Here is a 17,915-nt window from a genome sequence, read left to right on the forward strand (position 1 = left end):
ATACGATTAAAGTATGAAGTTCATTTATGTCCTGGAAGATGATGAACGCATACAGAAGGATCTATTTGAGACCTTAAAAAGCATAGATTCCGGGCTTTCTATTCGCTTTTTCCTGAACCTGGCTGAATTCCACGAATGGCTGAAAATTTCGGTTACTGAGGGGCCAAAAGCACTGGCTGGCGGCGGTCGTCGCCATGCTGATGACACGTCTCCGGATGTGACACCAGCAAGCACCCACGAACTTCGCCTGGTGATCGCCAAAAACGAATTCCTGGGCGTGCAGAACATGGGCCTGATCAAACGCGCCCGTGATTTCTTCCTGCGCAAGAAAATGTGCTCGGCACAAGAACCCACAGCCCTGATCATCACGGCTTTTGACAGCCCGGATTTTGATATCTCTCTGGCTGAAGAGCGCATTATCAACAATGTGATCTTTAAACCCTTCGACAAACTGATTCTGCGCCAGCATCTGGAGTTTGCCCTGTCAGGCCACCACCCGGTCAGCTCCACCGCCGTGGCCTCCATGCAGATCAGCTCAACCATCGAAATGCTGAAAGAAGTTGAGCTTCACAGCATCAGCGAAATTGGCTTTACCACCATCAACAACCACGAGATTCGCATTGGTGCCATGACCAAGTATTACAGCGAATCCTTCACCACGGACCACAAGCGTTCGGTTCTGGCGTACTGCCACTCGTGCAAAGAAATCTCTCCGAAAGAGTTTCTGTGTGAATTCATGTTCTTCGGCGCTGACAACCAGCAGCTCAGCCAGATTCGAAAAAATATCCTGACGGACAAAACTCATTCTCAGGAACCAATCAAAAACTCTCTGGGTAACAAGAACCGCATTCTGGTGCTGGATGAAGATGTGCCTTTGGCCATCGAAATGAAAACCTTTCTGGCAGAAAGATTTGAAAACACCGAAGTCTTCACTTATTCCAACTTTGGCCAATTGCTGTCAGATCTTGCCAACAAGGAAACTCCGAACCGCCAGGAGCTGCCGGCCCAGTTTGACATGGTCTTTGTGAACTATGCTGACTTTGAAATTGAAAAACAGAAAAAATGGGAACAGATTCAGCAATACCTGAAAGATCGCTGCAAAATCTACAACCAGGAATTCAGCGAGGCCCCGGAGCTTTACATGATCTCTCGCAAGCGTTTGATCATTGATGAGGTAAAGGCCTTGTCTGCATGGACCAAAGAAATCTTCTTCACCCCGCTGGACAAAACTTACATATTCAAAAAGCTGCTGAAGACAAAAACTTCGCTGGTGAACAAAACCGAAACCACTATCGCCAGCCGCAAGGACAGCAGCGCCCTGAAAGTGGCCAATCCCGTTGAGATCACCCAGATTTCCGAAGCGGGCTTGATCATGAAATACTATCGCGAGATCAGCATCGGGGCCTTCCGTGAATTCGTCCTTTGGCGCCCGGAAGAACTGGAAACCCCGGAAATCATCGGCACCGTGAATTACACCGAAAAAGACAAAGGTGGCGGAAACTACTTCCTGAACCACTTCGTCTTCTTCGGAATGAAAGACTACTATCTAAAACACATCCGCCTCTGGCTGCGCGAAGCCTATATCAAAACCAAAGAAAAATAAGTTCCTGGTTCTTTTAGATCTTCTTTCTTTTCAGCAACAACGAGTTGCTGACTACAGAGACTGAGCTCATGGCCATGGCCGCCCCTGCGATGACAGGGTTGAGCATTCCTAATGCGGCCAGTGGGATCCCCAGAACGTTGTAGATGAAAGCAAAGAACAGGTTCTGACGGATTTTCTTTAATGTCAGATGTGACAGTTCAATGGCCTGCGCCACGGACTTCAGATCATTCTTCATCAAAGTGACATCTGCAGTTTCAATCGCAATATCAGTTCCAGAAGACATGGAAAAGCTGACATCAGCCATCGCCAATGCCGGAGCATCATTGATACCGTCACCCACCATCGCCACACGCAGTTTTTTGCGTTTCAGGGTTACAATGACATTGGCTTTGTCGGCGGGTTTCACGCTGTGTTTGTAGTCAGTGATTCCTGCCTGACGGGAGATTTCTTTGGCAGTGCCTTCGTTGTCCCCGGTAAGCATCATGACTTTCACACCGCGCTTTTGAATTTCGGCGATGGCTTCTTTCGAGCTTTCCCGGATACGGTCTGCCACGGCGATATACCCCAGGACACGAGCGTCATCCGCGAGCACCATCAAAGTCTGACCTTTGGATTCAAGAGTCTTTAAAAGCTCCTGATTCAAGGAAAACTCCGGCGCCACCCAGCCGCTCTTACCCAGCTTCAGTGAGCGTCCCTGAATGCGGCCTTCCACACCCTGCCCCATCACGCTTTGGAAATTTTCAACCTGAACCAGGGACAATCCCTCTTTTTTGGCTTCTTCCAAAATAGCGTGAGCCAAAGGATGCGACGATCCCGCCTCAAGACTTGCCGCAAAAGTCAGAACCTCTTTTTTATCCTGACCGGAAGTCACATGAATTTCTGTGACCACGGGCTTTCCTTCCGTGATAGTGCCGGTTTTATCCAAGACCAGAACATCAATTTTTTCGGCCAGCTCCAAGGCTTTGGCGTCGCGGAACAAAACTCCGGCCTGAGCGCCCTTGCCAATTCCCACAACCACGGCGGTCGGCGTTGCCAAACCCAAAGCACACGGACAGGCAATAACCAGGACCGAAACGGACGAAATAAACGCCATCGTCAAATTCCCGGTCCACAGCCAGGTCCCAAAGAATGTCAGCACGCTGATAGCAACGACCACGGGCACAAAGACCGCTGAAATCTTATCCGCAAGACGCTGAATAGGAGCTTTCGAACCTTGAGCCGTCGTCACTATCTTAATGATTTGCGCTAACTGAGTCTTGCTGCCCACACCCGTGGCTTTAATGCGCAGACTGCCATCCTGATTCAGAGTCGCGGCATAAACGTGATCATCGACAGCCTTTTGCACCGGCATACTTTCGCCGGTCAGCATCGACTCATCCACAGTCGAAAGTCCCTGCACCACCACACCATCCACCGGTATGGATTCGCCATTTTTCACCACCACGATGTCACCGGCCACCAGTTCGCTGATATCCAAAGAAACCACTTCGCCGTTTCTTTCCACCATGGCCTTTTTCGGCTGCAGGCGCAGCAGACCTTCCACCGCTTCCGAGGTTTTCCCCTTCGCGCGGCTTTCCATTAACTTACCCAGCAGAATCAAAGTAATGACCGCAGTGCTGGCCTCGAAATAAACGTGATGATGATGCCAGCTCATGGCCGTCATCACCGCACTCAAGCCATATGCCATCGTCGTCCCCAAGGCCACCAGCACATCCATATTGGCGCTGCCCGACTTCAAGGCGTAATAAGATCCACGATAAAATCTCCACCCGACCCAGAACTGAACCGGCGTCGCCAAAATCCACTGCACCCAGCGCGGAATCATTTCATGACCCGCCCCACTCAGCATCACGGCCATCTCAACCAGAAATGGCGCCGTCAGAATCGCTGAGATAATGAACAGACGCAGTTCTTTGCGGTACTCGGCCGCAGCCTCCTCTTTCAGCTTTTGGGCGTCGACTTCTGAGTTCACTTCAAAAGCCTGATACCCCAACTCCTGGATGGTTTTAATCAGGTTTTCAACTGTCAGGGGACTGTCCCCCAGATTCACCTGGGCTTTTTCTGTGGCAAAGTTCACTGTTGCCGTCACGCCTGGCAAACCATTTAATGTCTTTTCAATCTTGCCTGCACAATTCACACAGGACATGCCAATAAGTTGCAACTCGGTACTGTTGTTTTGTGTTTCCATAACGACCTACTTACTGACGAGATTCATGATCTCGTCGATTTTTTTAGAGATTTCTTTTTCGTCCTTGGATTTGATCGCGGTCTTTACGCAACCGTGGACATGGGTCCGCATAATCTCATTTTCCATCGCCTGCAGCGCTTTTGCGGCCGCGCGGATCTGGAAAACTATGTCAGGACAATAACGACGTTCTTCGATCATGTTCTGAATGCCATCCAACTGACCGCGGACACGGTTGAGACGCTTTAAATGACCACTATGGTCGGGATGCTGACCGGATTCTTTTTTCATGACACACCTCGATTTCAGTTCCAGTATATACCCCCCTGGGGTATGTATTTCAAGAGGCCTTGAAGAAAAATATTTTTCCTCGGATTGTCACAAGGCCGGATACCCCCTCCTAGTAGGGTGTGCGGAGGCATTAAAGTAGACCTATGCTTGATAGAATTATTAAATACTCTCTGACTCATCGTCTCATTGTGATCGCAGTCGCTGCTTTAATGGTGGCCTATGGAGGCTGGGCCCTGGTTCATCTGCCAGTGGACGTCTTTCCAGATCTGAATCGCCCCACCGTTAATATTATGACGGAAGCCCATGGCCTGGCTCCGGAAGAAGTCGAAACCCTGGTCACCTTCCCGCTGGAAACCGCCCTGAATGGTCTGCCCGGAGTCGAACGAGTTCGGTCTTCTTCAGGCGTGGGACTCAGTGTGATCTATGTTGAGTTCGGCTGGGATACCGACATCTATCGCAACCGCCAGATGGTTCAGGAAAAAATTGCTCTGGCCAAAGAAAAGCTGCCTAAGAACATCTCCCCCACCCTCGGACCCATTTCATCCATTATGGGCGAAATCCAGTTTGTGGGTTTAAGTTCACCTGACAACAAGGTGTCCGGCATGGATCTGCGCACTCTGGCTGACTGGACACTGCGCCCCCGCCTGATGAGCATTCCGGGCGTGTCGCAGGTTATCTCCATTGGTGGCGGAGTCCGCCAGTATCAGATTCTGATTTCCGCAGAAAAATTGCAAAAGCTGCAACTGACCATGGACGAGGTTGAACACAACCTTTCAGATGTATCGCAAAACTCGACCGGCGGTTTTATTGATCTTGAAGGACAGGAGTTCCTGATCCGCAATATCGGCGCGGTAAAGGAAAAGGAAGAGATCATGAACTCGGTCGTCGGCATGCATCTGGGCCGCCCGGTTCTGGTCAAAGAAATCGCTGACGTCGTTGAAGGCCCGCAAACCAAACGCGGTGACGGCAGCATCAACGGAAAACCCGGGGTTATTCTTTCCATTCAAAAGCAACCCGGCGCCAACACTTTGGAGCTGACAGAAAAAATCGACGAAGCCTTAAAGCAGTTCGCCACCACTCTTCCTGCGGGTGTGGAGCTGCAACCCAACCTTTTCAAACAGTCCTTGTTCATTGAGACCGCCATCGACAACGTAAAAATGGCCCTGCGCGATGGGGTGTTCCTGGTCTTCATCGTTCTGTTCCTGTTCCTGATGAACTTCCGTACAACAGCGATCACGATGACAGCCATTCCCCTGTCCTTCGTTCTGACGGCCATCGTGTTTAAGTTCTTTGATCTTTCCGTCAACACCATGACCCTGGGGGGGCTGGCCATTGCCATCGGTGAGCTGGTGGACGATGCCATTGTCGACGTGGAAAACGTCTATCGCCGCCTTCGCGAGAACAAACTTCTGGCGAATCCCCGCAATCCTCTGGTAGTGATTTATGAGGCCTCGTCAGAGGTTCGTAACTCCATCGTCATTGCGACTTTGATCGTGGTGCTGGTGTTTGTGCCGCTGTTTAGCATGGGTGGAATTGAAGGCCGCCTGTTTGTACCACTCGGGATTTCTTACATCGTTTCACTGCTGGCTTCCATGGTCGTTTCGCTGACCGTGACTCCGGCGCTGTGTTCGTACTTCCTTTCCAAAGGCGAACTGCTGGAACATAAAGACGGCGCCTTGGTGCGCTGGCTGAAAAAACATCAGGAAAAGCTGCTTAACAAAACCCTGGATAATCCAAAGCCAGTTCTGTGGGCCTCCGGCCTGCTGTTTGCCGGCTCGATCGCATTGTCTCTGATCATCGGACGCGACTTCCTGCCGCACTTTAATGAAGGCTCGGCGATGATCAGCGTTGTGGCTCCTCCGGGAATCTCTTTGGCGGAGTCCAATAAAATTGGAACCCAGGCTGAATTGATCATTCTAAAAACTCCGGAAGTCGTGACCGTGTCGCGCCGAACGGGACGCGCCGAACTGGATGAACACGCCGAGGGCGTGAACACTTCGGAAATTGAAGTGGACTTTAAAGACGAAGGCCGCCCCCGCGAAGTGGTGCTGGAAGAGATTCGTAAAAATCTGGAAGCCATCCCGAACGTGGGTGTGAACGTCGGTCAGCCGATTTCTCACCGCCTGGATCACCTTCTGTCCGGCGTGCGCGCGCAGATTGCCATTAAGGTCTTTGGACCTGAGCTTTCCACCTTGCGCGCTAAAGGGGCTGAAGTTTATCAGGCCATCAAAGATGTTCCCGGCCTTGTCGACCTTCAGGTTGAGCAGCAGGTTCTGATTCCCCAGGTGAAAATACATCTTCTGCGCGATGAGGCTGCCCGCTATGGCATCACGGTCGGCGATCTGGCCCAGTTGCTTGAAAAAGCGCTGCAGGGCGAAGTGGTCGGCCAGATTCTTGAGGGCCATAAGACAGTGGATGTGTTTATGCGTTTTGACGACAAGTCCCGTACGGACCTTGAGCTTATCAAACGCACACCGGTGAAAATTATGCCGGACGGAAGTCGTATCACAGTTGAAAAAGTCGCGGACGTTTACGAATCCACCGGCCCCAATATTATCCAGCGTGAAAATGCGCAAAGAAGAATCGTGGTTCAGGCGAACTCCACCGACCGTTCTTTGGATGCCATCATTGCCGATATTAGAAAGAACATCGAATCCAAAGTGGAAATGCCTGCCGGATACTATGTGGTTTATGGCGGCCAGTTTGAAAGCCAGCAACAGGCCTCTGATATGATGGCCATTCTGGGAGTGATCTCAATCCTGACGATCTTCCTGGTTCTGTATGCTCATTTCAAATCCACCTTTATTTCGATTCAGATTATGCTCAATATCCCCATGGCCTTCATTGGCGGCATCATCGCGATTTACATCACGGGCGGCACTCTGAGCATCGCCAGCCTTGTGGCCTTCGTCACATTATGTGGTATTGCATCCCGCAATGGCATCATGATGATTTCACACTATTTGCATCTGATGAAACACGAGGGCGAGGAGTTCTCCAAACATATGGTCGTGCGCGGGTCTTTAGAGCGCCTGGTTCCGGTTCTGATGACTGCTTTGACGGCCATTCTTGGATTGCTGCCTTTGGCTCTTTCGCCGGGGGCTCCGGGACGGGAAATTCTGCATCCGGTGGCTATCGTGATTGTCGGCGGTCTATTAAGCAGCACTTTGCTTGATATGTATCTGACTCCGGCGATATTCTGGAAGTTTGGTAAACAGTCCGCTTTAAAACATATTGAAGAAAACGAAAAACAAGGAGTCCTTTCATGAAACGCACCCTGAAAAGCCTGATTCTGCTGGCATCACTGACCCTCTCCCCTGTGGCCATGGCGCATGAAGGCCATGATGTGCCAGGCACTTTGAAAGCCCAGCATGGGGGTATTCCAAAAACCGGAAAACTGTTCAATATGGAAATGCTGGCAATCGAAAACAAGGTTCAATTCTTCCCGCGCGCTCACGAGGGCGAAAGCCTGGACACCAAAAAGATCAAAATCAGCGGCACGGCCAAGTCCCCCAAGGGCAAAGCGGCCCCATTGCAATTTACCGCCAACGCCAATTCATTCGACACGACTGTGGATTTCCAGGGTTCCCACCGCGTAAATCTTGAGATCAAAGTCGACTACGAAGGTAAATCTGACACCTTCAAGTTTCTGGTGGAAAAATAAAAGGAGTTTCTATGAAGTGGCAATGGGGTTTGACGGCCCTGTTCTTCAGTCTAACAACGAACGCGCAAAACCTGACCAGCCTGCAACAGCAACTGGTCAGCAACAACCCGGAATTGCGGGCCAGCGCCGCTCGTCAACAAGCCAGCCAGAGTCAGGCAAAAAGCCAATGGAGTCCGTTCCTGCCAGAGATATCCGCCTCTGCCGGTTATGGCAAAGAAAGCACTTTGCATGACAAAGATGATGGATATGTCGGCTATCTCAGCGGACGCTGGAACCTGTATCGCGGCGGCCAGGACTGGAAGGCAAAAAGCGTTGCCACTCAGGAAAGCCGCATTGCCGACTTCGACTTTGAAATCACCTCGCGCCGACTGCACCGCGAGTTGGGGGAAGCGTACTACGAAGCTTTGCTCAACACGCATTTTATTGCTGTGGATTCGGAAAAACTGCAGTTCCTGCACAACCAGCGCGCCATGGCTCAGAAAAAAATCAATGCCGGTCTGACGTCGAACGTGGATGCCATTGAACTGGACCTGGAAGAAAGCACACTGTCAGCGGAAATCGAAACTCATAAGACCGATCTGCAGGTTTCAAAAGATGTGATCAAAACCCTGATCAACAGCTCAGAACCCGTGCAATTGACCACAAAAGAAACTTTCCCGCGCATCAGCGAAGCTGATTTTGCAAAGTCTGACCTAGCTGGCAACCCCACTTTACAGAAGCAGGAAGCGCTCGAGCAAAGCTCACAACTGCGCCGCCAGCAGACCCAAGGGGCGTACCTTCCCAGCATTGACGTGAATGCCCAGTACGGTCGCCTGGTTCCACAATACGACGACCCTCTGGAAGCAAGCGAGTCCCGTGTGTCGGTGCTGATGACCTGGACGCTGTTCTCGGGTCTTGACACGCGTTTTAAAAGCGCCGCTGCGAAAGAAATCGAAAAAGCTCAAGGCCTGGAGAAAACCAGCACCCGCCTGCAACTGGATACGCAAGTTTCCAGCCTGCGCAACAAAGCCCGGGAACTTTTACAACTGCGCACGTTGCTGGAGAAACGCCAGACACTGACTCAGAAATACTATGACCTGACATTGTCTGAATACCGTCGTGGAGTAAAAAACTCTTCAGATCTTGCCAGCGCCACCAACAGCCTTTTTGACAACCGCACCCGCCTGCTGGAAGTACAAAAAGAACTCGCAATCCTGAAATTGAAATTTGACGAACTGACTATCTAAGGAGAACAACATGAAACTGCTAGCAACTCTTATCCTTCTTCCCGCACTGTCCTGGGCCCATGGCGAAGACAAACCAGGTCCGCATGGTGGCCATGTCCAAATGCCGGGAGCTTTCCACACGGAAATCACCGTGGACAAAGACCAGAGCGTTCACGTTTACCTGCTGGATATGAACTTTGAAAACCCAACCATCAAAGATTCATCCGTAGCGGTGACAGCAAAAAATAAAAAATCAGAAGTAAAATACACATGCTCCGTGATGAGCACTGACCACTATCACTGCATTCCGAATGGAAAAGTTCCGGCAAAAACAAATTTGGTTATTCAGGCAACAAGAGAAAAAGCCGTAGGTAACGAAGCCATCTACAAGCTCCCTCTTCCAGCCTTCAAAGAATCCAAGAAGGAATCCAAAAAAGAAGACCACTCCCACCACCACTAAGCGAAAAACGTGCTGGGACTTAGGCGGCTCAAAAAGCCCCAGATGCAAGGCGGAGGCGGACCCTCGCAGCGCAGGCGTGCTTTAAGCACGTCGAAGCGAGAAGGCCCGCCTAAGGAACGGGGCGGACTTTTTGGGTGGCTACGGTGATCGATTCGAATTCGCGGCGGAACAGGGACATCAGGTCTTCGGCCACGCGCACTGGATCCAGCTCCAGATCCTGCAAAGACAGGGTTTCAACCGGAGTGCCCTTGTTGGTGACGTTCATGGCGAAATGAACCATCACCGACACTGGTGAGCGAGTCGCAATGCTAATGCTTAACTTTTTGGTATCCAGGTAAATATCATCTCCGTCGCGACGAACCGATTTACCGGTCAGAAGACCCTTCCCGTGAGACTGCACATAATCTTTCGCGATCGAGGCAAACAGGCGCTGCAACGCCACGCCCGAGAACAAATCACGATCAAAGACCTCAATAATAAAATGAAGCATTTCATCGGACTGGATCACGGCCTTTTCAAGCAAGTCTTCGCCGTCCACCATGTGATCAAATGGGATCGAGCAGGCACCCACCCAGGAAACAATGGAAGGTCCCAAAATTCCGTGTTCCAGATAGGCAAACAGCGAGCGAAGCTGAGAACCGTCATAGGCAAATTTCTTTTCAATAAATGAAGTTTCCATCCGCACTACTCCTTAAAAAGATGTTTCACATCAATGTTGGCTGAAGCAAAAGCCCGCTTGGAGCGAAGACAGGACTCACACTGCCCACACCACTTGTCGCCCGAGAAATAGCAAGGCCAGATCAATTCCCAGGGAATCTTCAGCCCCTGCCCCAACCGCACGATATCAGGCTTTTTCAAATGAGCCGTGTAACACCCCACCGTCACATGATTGGACGTGGAATACCACAGAGACTTGGTGGCCTGCTCAAGGAACTCGCGGGAATTGTCCGGGAAAGTTGCCGCCTCTTCAGCGTTGAATCCCGGGATGACCGCATCAGCACCTAAAGCTTCTGCGTAAGCCGCCGCAATGTTCAAAAAGATCCCGTTGCGATTGGGAACCCACACTGACTTCGCGGTTTCTTCCGATTTTTGCTGATTGTCGATTTCCACTGCCGCCCCGGTAGGGACCGTCTGATCCTCGACCAGCAAAGACGACTTGTTAAAGTCCTTGAACCATGGAAGCTCGACCACTTTGTGTGGAACCCCCAGGTGTTTTGCGATATTTGCGGAAGCCTCCAGCTCTTTCTTCGCGGCACGCTGCCCGTAATTGAAAGTCAAAGCCAGAACAATTTCATGGTGGTGTTTGATAGCCTCATACGCATTCACCGTCGAGTCCAACCCCGCCGATAAAAGCACTACGACCTTTTTGTTTTTTTTCATGTGGCTGCCTTTAAATCCCGAATAAGAATCTGAACTGTCTTTTGCCCGGCAAAATAGTTCCACTGCAATTCACCCAGAACATGGTAGAACCCCGGCACATTGGTCAAAGTATCCAACTGGCGCGGTGTCGGAGTAAACAACAACGCTTCCGCAGAAGCCCCGCCATCAGCATCAGCAATTTTCAGACGAAGATGCCCGCCCTTGAGTTCGCGTTTGGACAAGACCTGAACATTCGTGAAATGAATCAAAGGAATCGAGAACCCCGCGCCGAAAGGACCGACGAAGTCATACCACTTCATCAAACCTTCACTGACCTCGGAAAGTCCAGCTTCAACATCATAGAAGATTTCCAGCGGTTTTGGCTTTTCACGCAAATCCGAGAAATGATCCGCCAGCTTACCCACGAAAGTGGAAACCTTGGTTTCCGCAATCTCAAAACCCGCCGCGGCCGAATGACCACCGAAACGGCTTAGCAATTCCTGTGCAGAAGACATCGCTTCCACAAGACAGGCTTCCTGACCTTGCGGCAAACGCGCACTGCCCACGATCATGCCGTCATCACCCACCGCCCCCACAAAGGCTGGTTTGTTATAGACTTGAGTCAGCTTCGTCGCGATCAACCCAAGAACTCCGCGGTGGAAGTTTTTGGAAGCGACAAACACGAAATCCTGATGAGGCCAGCCTTGAAGTAATTGTTGAGCTTCTGCTTCCGCATCCCCCTGCAATTGCACGCGGGTGGAATTATTCTTCATCACTTGTCGAACCATATCGCGGGCTTGGCTGGGATCATCCAACAAGAATATATCAATCGGAAGAATGCCGGATTCCATACGAGAAAGCGCATTTAGTTTTGGCGCAAAACGAATCGCCACATCCTGACTTGTCAGCGGTCTTCCGGTCAGGTCTAATTCTTCAAGCAACGCTCGAAGTCCGGCACGTTTGGTTTCAGCAAGCTTCACCAGACCATGCTTTACCAGCACGCGGTTGTCGTCCACCAGCGGCACCATGTCCGTCAGCGTACCAATGGTAAAGTAATCTAGTACTTCTTTTAAATCCCAATTATTTTTAGGCAGTTGCGGATGATCGTGGAAGTGACGTTTCAATCCACGCAAAAGATAGAAGGCAACACCCGCACCACAAAGATAACCCAATCCCGACGAACAATCCCCTTGATTGGGGTTCACCACCACAAATGCCGCAGGAATTGTTTCTGCTGGCAAATGGTGATCCGTCAGAATTACATCCACACCCAGTTCATTGGCTTTATCAATCGCCGCGTGCGCGGTGATACCAACGTCGACGGTGATGATCAGGCTGACACCTTGCTTTTTCAACTCCTCGACCGCATGGGCGTGGAAGCCGTAACCTTCCGCCAGGCGTTTTGGCTGATAGTGCAAAACATCCGGGAACCCCAAAGCCAGCATGCCGGTTTTCAGCAATGCAAGACCGGAAGTTCCATCCAGATCGAAGTCAGCATAGATGCAGATTTTTTCTTTATTCAGGTACGCCTGACCCAGGCGCTCAAGAGCTTGAGACATCCCCTTAAGCACAAGAGGATCTTTCAAATCAGCGAGCTTCGGGAATAGAAGCTTCTCAACATGGGAAGCTTCAGCAAAACCGCGGGCTGCAAGAACCTTTGTGATGAGCTTCGGCCATTGCCCCTCGACATTCGAGGGGATGACTGGCTCATTCTCAGATTCCCGCAGCGTCCACAAAGGATTCATGAAAATCCTTACGCCGCTTTAGCTTTTTTGAACTGGAGCTTGTCCATCAAAAGAACGAAAGGAGCCGCTACGTAGATAGAAGAGTAAGTACCGAAGAAGATACCCACGCAGATAGAGAACGCGATGTCCTCAACTGTACCATCAGCAAAGATGTACAGACAAAGCGCGGAAACGAAAGTGGTACCGGACGTAATCAAAGTACGCACCAACATTTCGTTGATGGACTTGTTGATAACGAACTTGAAGCCCTTATCGTGGTTTCCAGTGTCGATCTCACGGATACGGTCAAATACGACGATGGTATCATTCAGAGAGAAACCAATCAGCGTCATGATCGCAGCCAAAATAGACACATTCACTTCTTTACCCACAAGAACGAAGACCGCCAAAGTGATCACCGCATCGTGGAACAAGCAAAGTACTGCGCCCGGAGCAAACTTGTAATCAAAACGAAGTGCCACGTAGATCAGGATCACCAGCAAGCAATAGAATACTGCCAGCAAACCGTTACGCTTCAACTCCGCACCCACCTGAGGACCCACGGTATCAATACGGCGGATGTCCGGATTGGAAGCCTGGAATTTCTCAGTGATGATGCCACGAACCTTGGTCAGGTCCGCATTCAAAATCTCATTCGTCTCTTTGTCCGTTTTACCTTCACGGCCCTGGAAACGAATGATGAATTCGTTGCCTTCACCGAAGGACTGAACACCCACTTCACCCAAGTCCAGACCCGCCACGGAGTCACGAACCTGATCAATGGTCACACCCTGGTCAAATTTCACTTGGATCTCGGTACCACCCTTAAAGTCGATACCGTAGTTGATCCCGTGAACCGCAAGATAAATCAAAGAAGCAATAACCAGGATCAGGGACACGCCCCCGAAGAACCAGGCTTTACCGACGAAATCAAAACGTCCAAATGATTCTGTATTTTTATTAGCCATATATACCTACTAAACCGACAACTTCTTGAAGTTGAATTTATTCACCAAAGTATCAACGATAACTTTGGAAACGAACACGTTTGCGAACATGGAAGTCACGATACCGATCAACAAGGTCACCGCGAAACCACGCACCGGGCCCGTACCGAAGTACAACAGAACCACCGCCGTCGCCGCCGTCGTCACGTTGGCATCGATGATCGCAGACATCGCACGGTTGTAACCTTCAGCCACAGCCACCTTGATTCCGTGACCCATTCGCAGTTCCTCCCGGATCCGCTCATTGATCAGAACGTTGGCGTCAACCGCAAAGCCCACGGTCAATGCGATACCCGCAATACCCGGCAAAGTCAGAGTTGCACCGAAAGTCGTCAGCAAAGCGAAGATGCCCAGGATGTTCAAACCCAAAGCCACGGACGCCACTGCTCCCATTGATTTGTAGTAAACCAGCATGAAGATCACGATGATCGCCGCACCCACATAGGAACCAAGTTTGGCTTTACCGATAGCATCAGCACCCAAAGTTGGACCCACGCGACGCTCTTCCAACTGCTCCAAAGAAGCAGGCAAAGCACCCGCACGCAAAGAAGTGGAGATCATTTTTGCTTCATCCATCATGCCGTTACGGTCACGACCACCACCCAATGTGATGACAGCAGAACCACCCGCAATACGGTCACGGATGCTTGGAGCGGATTTAACAACTTTATCAAGAACGATGGCCATCTGTTTGCCCACGTTGTTGCCAGTCAAATCAGCGAATTTCTGAGCACCCGCAGAGTTGAACTGCAAAGACACTTGTGGAGAACCGTATTGGTCATAACCCACGAAAGCGTCATCCAAAGCACCACCACCAAGATCAGTGTCAGTTCTTAGCAGGTAAGGAATTGCGCCGGCATCGATCGTCGCCGCATTTGGTGCTTTTTCAAAGTAAACTGCCGTTTTCTCTGGAAGTTTTCCTTTCAAAGCCTCATTCACGCGAGTCACATAGTCAGAGTACTTGGTGTTTTCCATGTTGAAATTGCCAGCTTTTTCCGCCTCAGCAATCATCACCTGAAGTTCCTGAGGTGTCTTTTCATGAGACACGATCATGAAATCCAGTTTCGCAGTTGTATTGATAAGCTGTTTCGCTTTTTCAGCGTCAGCCATACCAGGCAACTGGATCAGGATGCGGTTGGCACCCTGCTGGGAAATAGAAGGCTCGGCCACACCGAATTCATCGATACGGTTACGGATTGTTTCGATGGACTGCTGAATAACGCGGTTTTTGTAGTCATTCAGGTAAGCATCAAAATAACGAGCCGTCACAGAAGTGTCAGTGGAACCAACAACCTGCAAAACAGTGGAATATTTGTCAGAGATGAACTTTTCGACAGCAGCCTTGCCCGCAGCATCAACCACCACAACCTGAACCTCTCCGGATTCTGGCTTTTCGGATTTAACGTCAGCATAAGCCACGTTTTCCTTGGTCATTTCCGCTTTCATAGTGCTGATCAGACGAGTTGTGGATTCTTTCACCACGCCGTCAACATCCACACCCATAACAAGGTGCAAACCACCCTGGATGTCCAGACCATAATTCAGCTTTTGCTTGGAAGGCCACCAGGACACTTCCGACAAGTTAACCAAGTTAGGCAATACCCACACCAAAGATGCGGCAACGCCCAATACTGCTACAAACGTTCTCCAGCGAAGACCTTCCATTATTTCTTTTCCTCTTGAGTTGCTGCTTTCTGAGATGTTGCGATCTGGCTGCGAAGCATTTTCACCTTAACGCCGTCTGCGATCTCCAAAGTCACAAATTGCTCAGTGATGCCTTCTACACGGCCCAGGATGCCGGAGGAAGTGACAACTTCGTCACCTCTTTTAATTTCAGTCAGGAACTTCTGGTGTTCTTTCTGACGTTTGGACTGAGGGCGAATAATAAGGAAATAGAAGATGACGAAGATAAAGATGAACGGCACAAACATTTCGAAAGCTGATGGCTGACCGCCAGGAGCCGCTGATTGTGCGTGAGCTGTGGATACAAGAAGTCCGTATAACATTGATTCCTCCATAAACTTACAATTCTAACTGACGTTAAAATTCAGCATTATTCTTGGGAAGAATCAATACTTTAGTAGAAAGTCGATCAAAAAGGTTCGGATGCAAGGCGGAGGGCCTTCATCGGCTTTAAGAATCTTTCTTGGCGAAGCGTGTTAAGCAGAAGTCTCTATACTCTGCCCAGCGGCCTTCAGCGATGGCCTCACGCGCCTTTTCCATCACTTTCATATAGAAATGAATGTTGTGGATGGTGTTCAGGCGGGAGCCCAGGATTTCTCCACTCATGAACATGTGACGCAAGTAAGCCTTGGAATAGTTCTTACAAGTATAGCAATCACATTCCGGATCCAAAGCCGAAGGATCTTCCTTATACTCAGAACGTTTGATGCTGACCTTGCCGTTCCAGGTATAAATCGTCCCGTTGCGTGCCACTCTTGTAGGCATGACGCAGTCAAACATATCAACGCCGGAATCAATTGCGATAATCAAATCCGTCGGCGTCCCAACGCCCATCAGATAACGCGGCTTATTGGCTGGCATTCTTGGTGCCACATCCGGAAGCAATGCGTGCATCAGGTGCATCGGCTCCCCGACGCTGAATCCACCCAGTGCATAACCCGGAAGATCCACGGAACAGATCTGCTCCATGGATTTCAAACGATGTTTCAGGCTCAAACCGCCCTGAACGATACCAAACAGCAGACTTTCCTTGCGGGTCATCGCGGCCTGGGAACGCAGCAGCCAACGATAGGTCAGCGCCATGGACTTTTCGATTTCTTCATCGGTGGCCGGGTACTTCAAGCACTCGTCAAAGGCCATGATGATGTCTGAACCCAGGTCCATTTGGATTTCCATGGACTTTTCAGGAGAGATAAAGTGCTTCGCGCCATCAAGGTGCGAACGGAACTCCACACCCTCTTCAGTCATATTGCGAAGCTGGGACAAAGAGAACACCTGGAAACCGCCAGAGTCCGTCAAAATCGGGCCATGCCAGTTCATGAACTTGTGCAAGCCCCCCATGCGCGCGATGGTTTTTTCACCAGGGCGCAAGTGCAGGTGGTAGGTGTTCCCCAAAACCACTTGAGTGCCGCAGTCTTTCAGTTCTTCCGGAGTCATGGCTTTCACGGTGGCCTTCGTACCCACGGCCATAAAGACCGGCGTCTGCACCGGACCGTGTGCGGTCATCAGGGTGGCACGACGGGCATTGCCGTCAGTCGCGTGAACTTTGAATTCACCCAGTTTCATGTTTGCATCTGTTGCAGTGGAATTAGGACCCACGGCTGTGGAATTGTGACCGTCCAACATAACCTCACCCTTCGTGAACTGCCGACTTTGCGGCCGCGACCCAAACTGTCAGATCGCCATAAGAAAAGAGCCGGAACTTTCGCTCAATGGCCCATTGATAGCAAGCTTTTACTCGATTCAAGGAAGAAAATCCGGCGACCAAAGCCACCAGAGTCGACTGCGGCTGATGGAAATTCGTCATCAGGCAATCCACCACTTTGTACTGGTATCCGGGTTGAATCAGCAGCTTGGTAAAGCCACTGAAACCGGCTTCAGACATTTCACCCAAAAGACCCTGAGCCGCACTTTCGAGCGATCTGCTGGTTGTGGTGCCCAGGGACCAGATCCTGCGACCTTCCGCTTTGGCATTCTGAACCGCCGCCCATGTGGAGGCAGAGATTTCCACATATTCTTCGTGCATGTCGTGATCATTCAGATCTTCCGCCGTCACCGGCAGGAAGGTTCCCAGGCCCACGTGCAAAGTGACTTCCAAAACTTTCACGCCCCGTTTTTTCAGACCTTCAATGTCGTCGGCGGAAAAATGCAGACTGGCCGTGGGTGCCGCAAAACTGCCAGGACTTTTATTCCACGCCGTCTGATACCAGGACTCGTCCGCCTCGACAGTGTGACGCTGCTCCCGGGCTTTTTGAATGTACGGAGGCAGTGGCAGTTCCGCCACCTTCTGGAAGTAATCCTCGCCCACTTCCTGACTCAGCCGAACGGTTTGCGGGCGACCTTTTTGCAGCAAGGTCATCTGCACGCCCAACGGAAGTTCCAGCGCCGCACCGATTTTGAATTTCTTGGACGGAAATAAAACTTCCCAGTCCGTGGCATTGATCTGCTTCAGGAAAAGGATTTCAACGTCACCAGAAAAAACCCGGCGCTTTAAGACGCGGGTGTTATTCACCACCAGCACATCGCCGGCGGGAATACGTGACAACAGTTCCTGCAAACTGATTTCCTGAGGCTCTAATTCGCCTTCCACCCACATCACGCGGGACGGCCGTACAGGGGACGTGGCAATAAGCTCTTCAGGGTAGGAAAAGTCCAAATCGGTCAGTTTCATAGGTGGGTTCTGATATCATAAAACCCCCATACGAGGCAGTTTTTTGTGGCTTCGACCCATGGA

15 protein-coding genes are annotated in these 17,915 nt (G+C 50.6%); 5 read left to right on the plus strand and 10 right to left on the minus strand.

The genetic code is table 11. The annotated features are described in order from the left end of the window. Window positions 1–13 precede the first annotated feature (13 nt). On the plus strand, window positions 14–1,603 hold the full coding sequence (locus tag ACZ520_RS10495) for a hypothetical protein (RefSeq protein WP_464125369.1): 1,590 nt from the start codon (window positions 14–16) through the stop codon (window positions 1,601–1,603). A gap of 13 nt (window positions 1,604–1,616) precedes the next feature. On the opposite strand, the gene ACZ520_RS10500 is transcribed toward ACZ520_RS10495, so the two are convergent. Both ACZ520_RS10500 and ACZ520_RS10505 read right to left on the minus strand, forming a co-directional pair. Continuing rightward, window positions 1,617–3,791 carry a heavy metal translocating P-type ATPase gene (locus ACZ520_RS10500; protein WP_464125371.1) on the minus strand — a complete coding sequence of 725 codons (2,175 nt, stop codon included), beginning with the start codon at window positions 3,789–3,791 and terminating at the stop codon, window positions 1,617–1,619. A gap of 6 nt (window positions 3,792–3,797) precedes the next feature. Beyond that, on the minus strand, window positions 3,798–4,079 hold the full coding sequence (locus tag ACZ520_RS10505) for a metal-sensitive transcriptional regulator (RefSeq protein ID WP_088565064.1): 282 nt from the start codon (window positions 4,077–4,079) through the stop codon (window positions 3,798–3,800). Window positions 4,080–4,222: 143 nt separating this feature from the next. Here ACZ520_RS10505 and ACZ520_RS10510 point away from each other — a divergent pair, with 143 nt between their 5' ends. Genes ACZ520_RS10510 through ACZ520_RS10525 form a run of 4 tightly spaced genes read left to right on the plus strand, consistent with a single transcriptional unit; the run spans window position 4,223 to window position 9,408 of the window. Further along, on the plus strand, window positions 4,223–7,348 hold the full coding sequence (locus ACZ520_RS10510; RefSeq protein ID WP_374030403.1) for an efflux RND transporter permease subunit: 3,126 nt from the start codon (window positions 4,223–4,225) through the stop codon (window positions 7,346–7,348). Next, the gene (locus tag ACZ520_RS10515) at window positions 7,345–7,743 is read left to right on the plus strand and encodes a hypothetical protein (protein ID WP_464125373.1); all 399 of its coding nucleotides are present in this window, start codon (window positions 7,345–7,347) and stop codon (window positions 7,741–7,743) included. Before ACZ520_RS10510 ends, ACZ520_RS10515 begins: the two co-directional genes overlap by 4 nt. A gap of 11 nt (window positions 7,744–7,754) precedes the next feature. Beyond that, complete coding sequence (locus ACZ520_RS10520; protein ID WP_088565061.1) at window positions 7,755–8,969, plus strand: TolC family protein; 1,215 nt, start codon at window positions 7,755–7,757, stop codon at window positions 8,967–8,969. 10 nt (window positions 8,970–8,979) lie between these two features. Then, complete coding sequence (locus tag ACZ520_RS10525) at window positions 8,980–9,408, plus strand: hypothetical protein (protein ID WP_464125376.1); 429 nt, start codon at window positions 8,980–8,982, stop codon at window positions 9,406–9,408. 109 nt (window positions 9,409–9,517) lie between these two features. Here the strand turns inward: ACZ520_RS10525 and ACZ520_RS10530 are convergent, their stop codons facing one another. The 8 genes from ACZ520_RS10530 to queA form a co-directional block, all read right to left on the minus strand. Beyond that, window positions 9,518–10,087, minus strand: coding sequence for a DUF366 family protein (locus tag ACZ520_RS10530; protein WP_464125378.1), 570 nt, complete (start codon window positions 10,085–10,087; stop codon window positions 9,518–9,520). 5 nt (window positions 10,088–10,092) lie between these two features. Further along, window positions 10,093–10,788 (minus strand): 7-cyano-7-deazaguanine synthase QueC, encoded by a 696-nt coding sequence (gene queC, locus ACZ520_RS10535; RefSeq protein WP_088565058.1) that lies wholly within the window; start codon window positions 10,786–10,788, stop codon window positions 10,093–10,095. Continuing rightward, window positions 10,785–12,512, minus strand: coding sequence for a single-stranded-DNA-specific exonuclease RecJ (gene recJ / locus ACZ520_RS10540; protein WP_464125380.1), 1,728 nt, complete (start codon window positions 12,510–12,512; stop codon window positions 10,785–10,787). Before recJ ends, queC begins: the two co-directional genes overlap by 4 nt. Window positions 12,513–12,520: 8 nt before the next feature. Further along, window positions 12,521–13,459: a protein translocase subunit SecF gene (gene secF / locus ACZ520_RS10545; protein WP_416480524.1), complete on the minus strand. Its 939-nt coding sequence runs from the start codon at window positions 13,457–13,459 to the stop codon at window positions 12,521–12,523. A 9-nt stretch (window positions 13,460–13,468) separates the two neighbouring features. Beyond that, a complete protein-coding gene (gene secD, locus ACZ520_RS10550) occupies window positions 13,469–15,163 on the minus strand; it encodes a protein translocase subunit SecD (RefSeq protein ID WP_464125383.1) in 1,695 nt (564 codons plus the stop codon). Further along, window positions 15,163–15,504, minus strand: a complete 342-nt coding sequence (gene yajC / locus ACZ520_RS10555; protein WP_226988156.1) for a preprotein translocase subunit YajC — start codon at window positions 15,502–15,504, stop codon at window positions 15,163–15,165. The genes secD and yajC overlap by 1 nt, the downstream gene beginning before the upstream one ends. Before the next feature lie 127 nt (window positions 15,505–15,631). Beyond that, on the minus strand, window positions 15,632–16,807 hold the full coding sequence (gene tgt / locus ACZ520_RS10560) for a tRNA guanosine(34) transglycosylase Tgt (protein ID WP_088565054.1): 1,176 nt from the start codon (window positions 16,805–16,807) through the stop codon (window positions 15,632–15,634). A gap of 4 nt (window positions 16,808–16,811) precedes the next feature. Further along, window positions 16,812–17,852 (minus strand): tRNA preQ1(34) S-adenosylmethionine ribosyltransferase-isomerase QueA, encoded by a 1,041-nt coding sequence (gene queA / locus ACZ520_RS10565; protein ID WP_088565053.1) that lies wholly within the window; start codon window positions 17,850–17,852, stop codon window positions 16,812–16,814. Window positions 17,853–17,915: the final 63 nt, after the last annotated feature.

This window comes from Bdellovibrio sp. BIS2, from assembly GCF_055398295.1.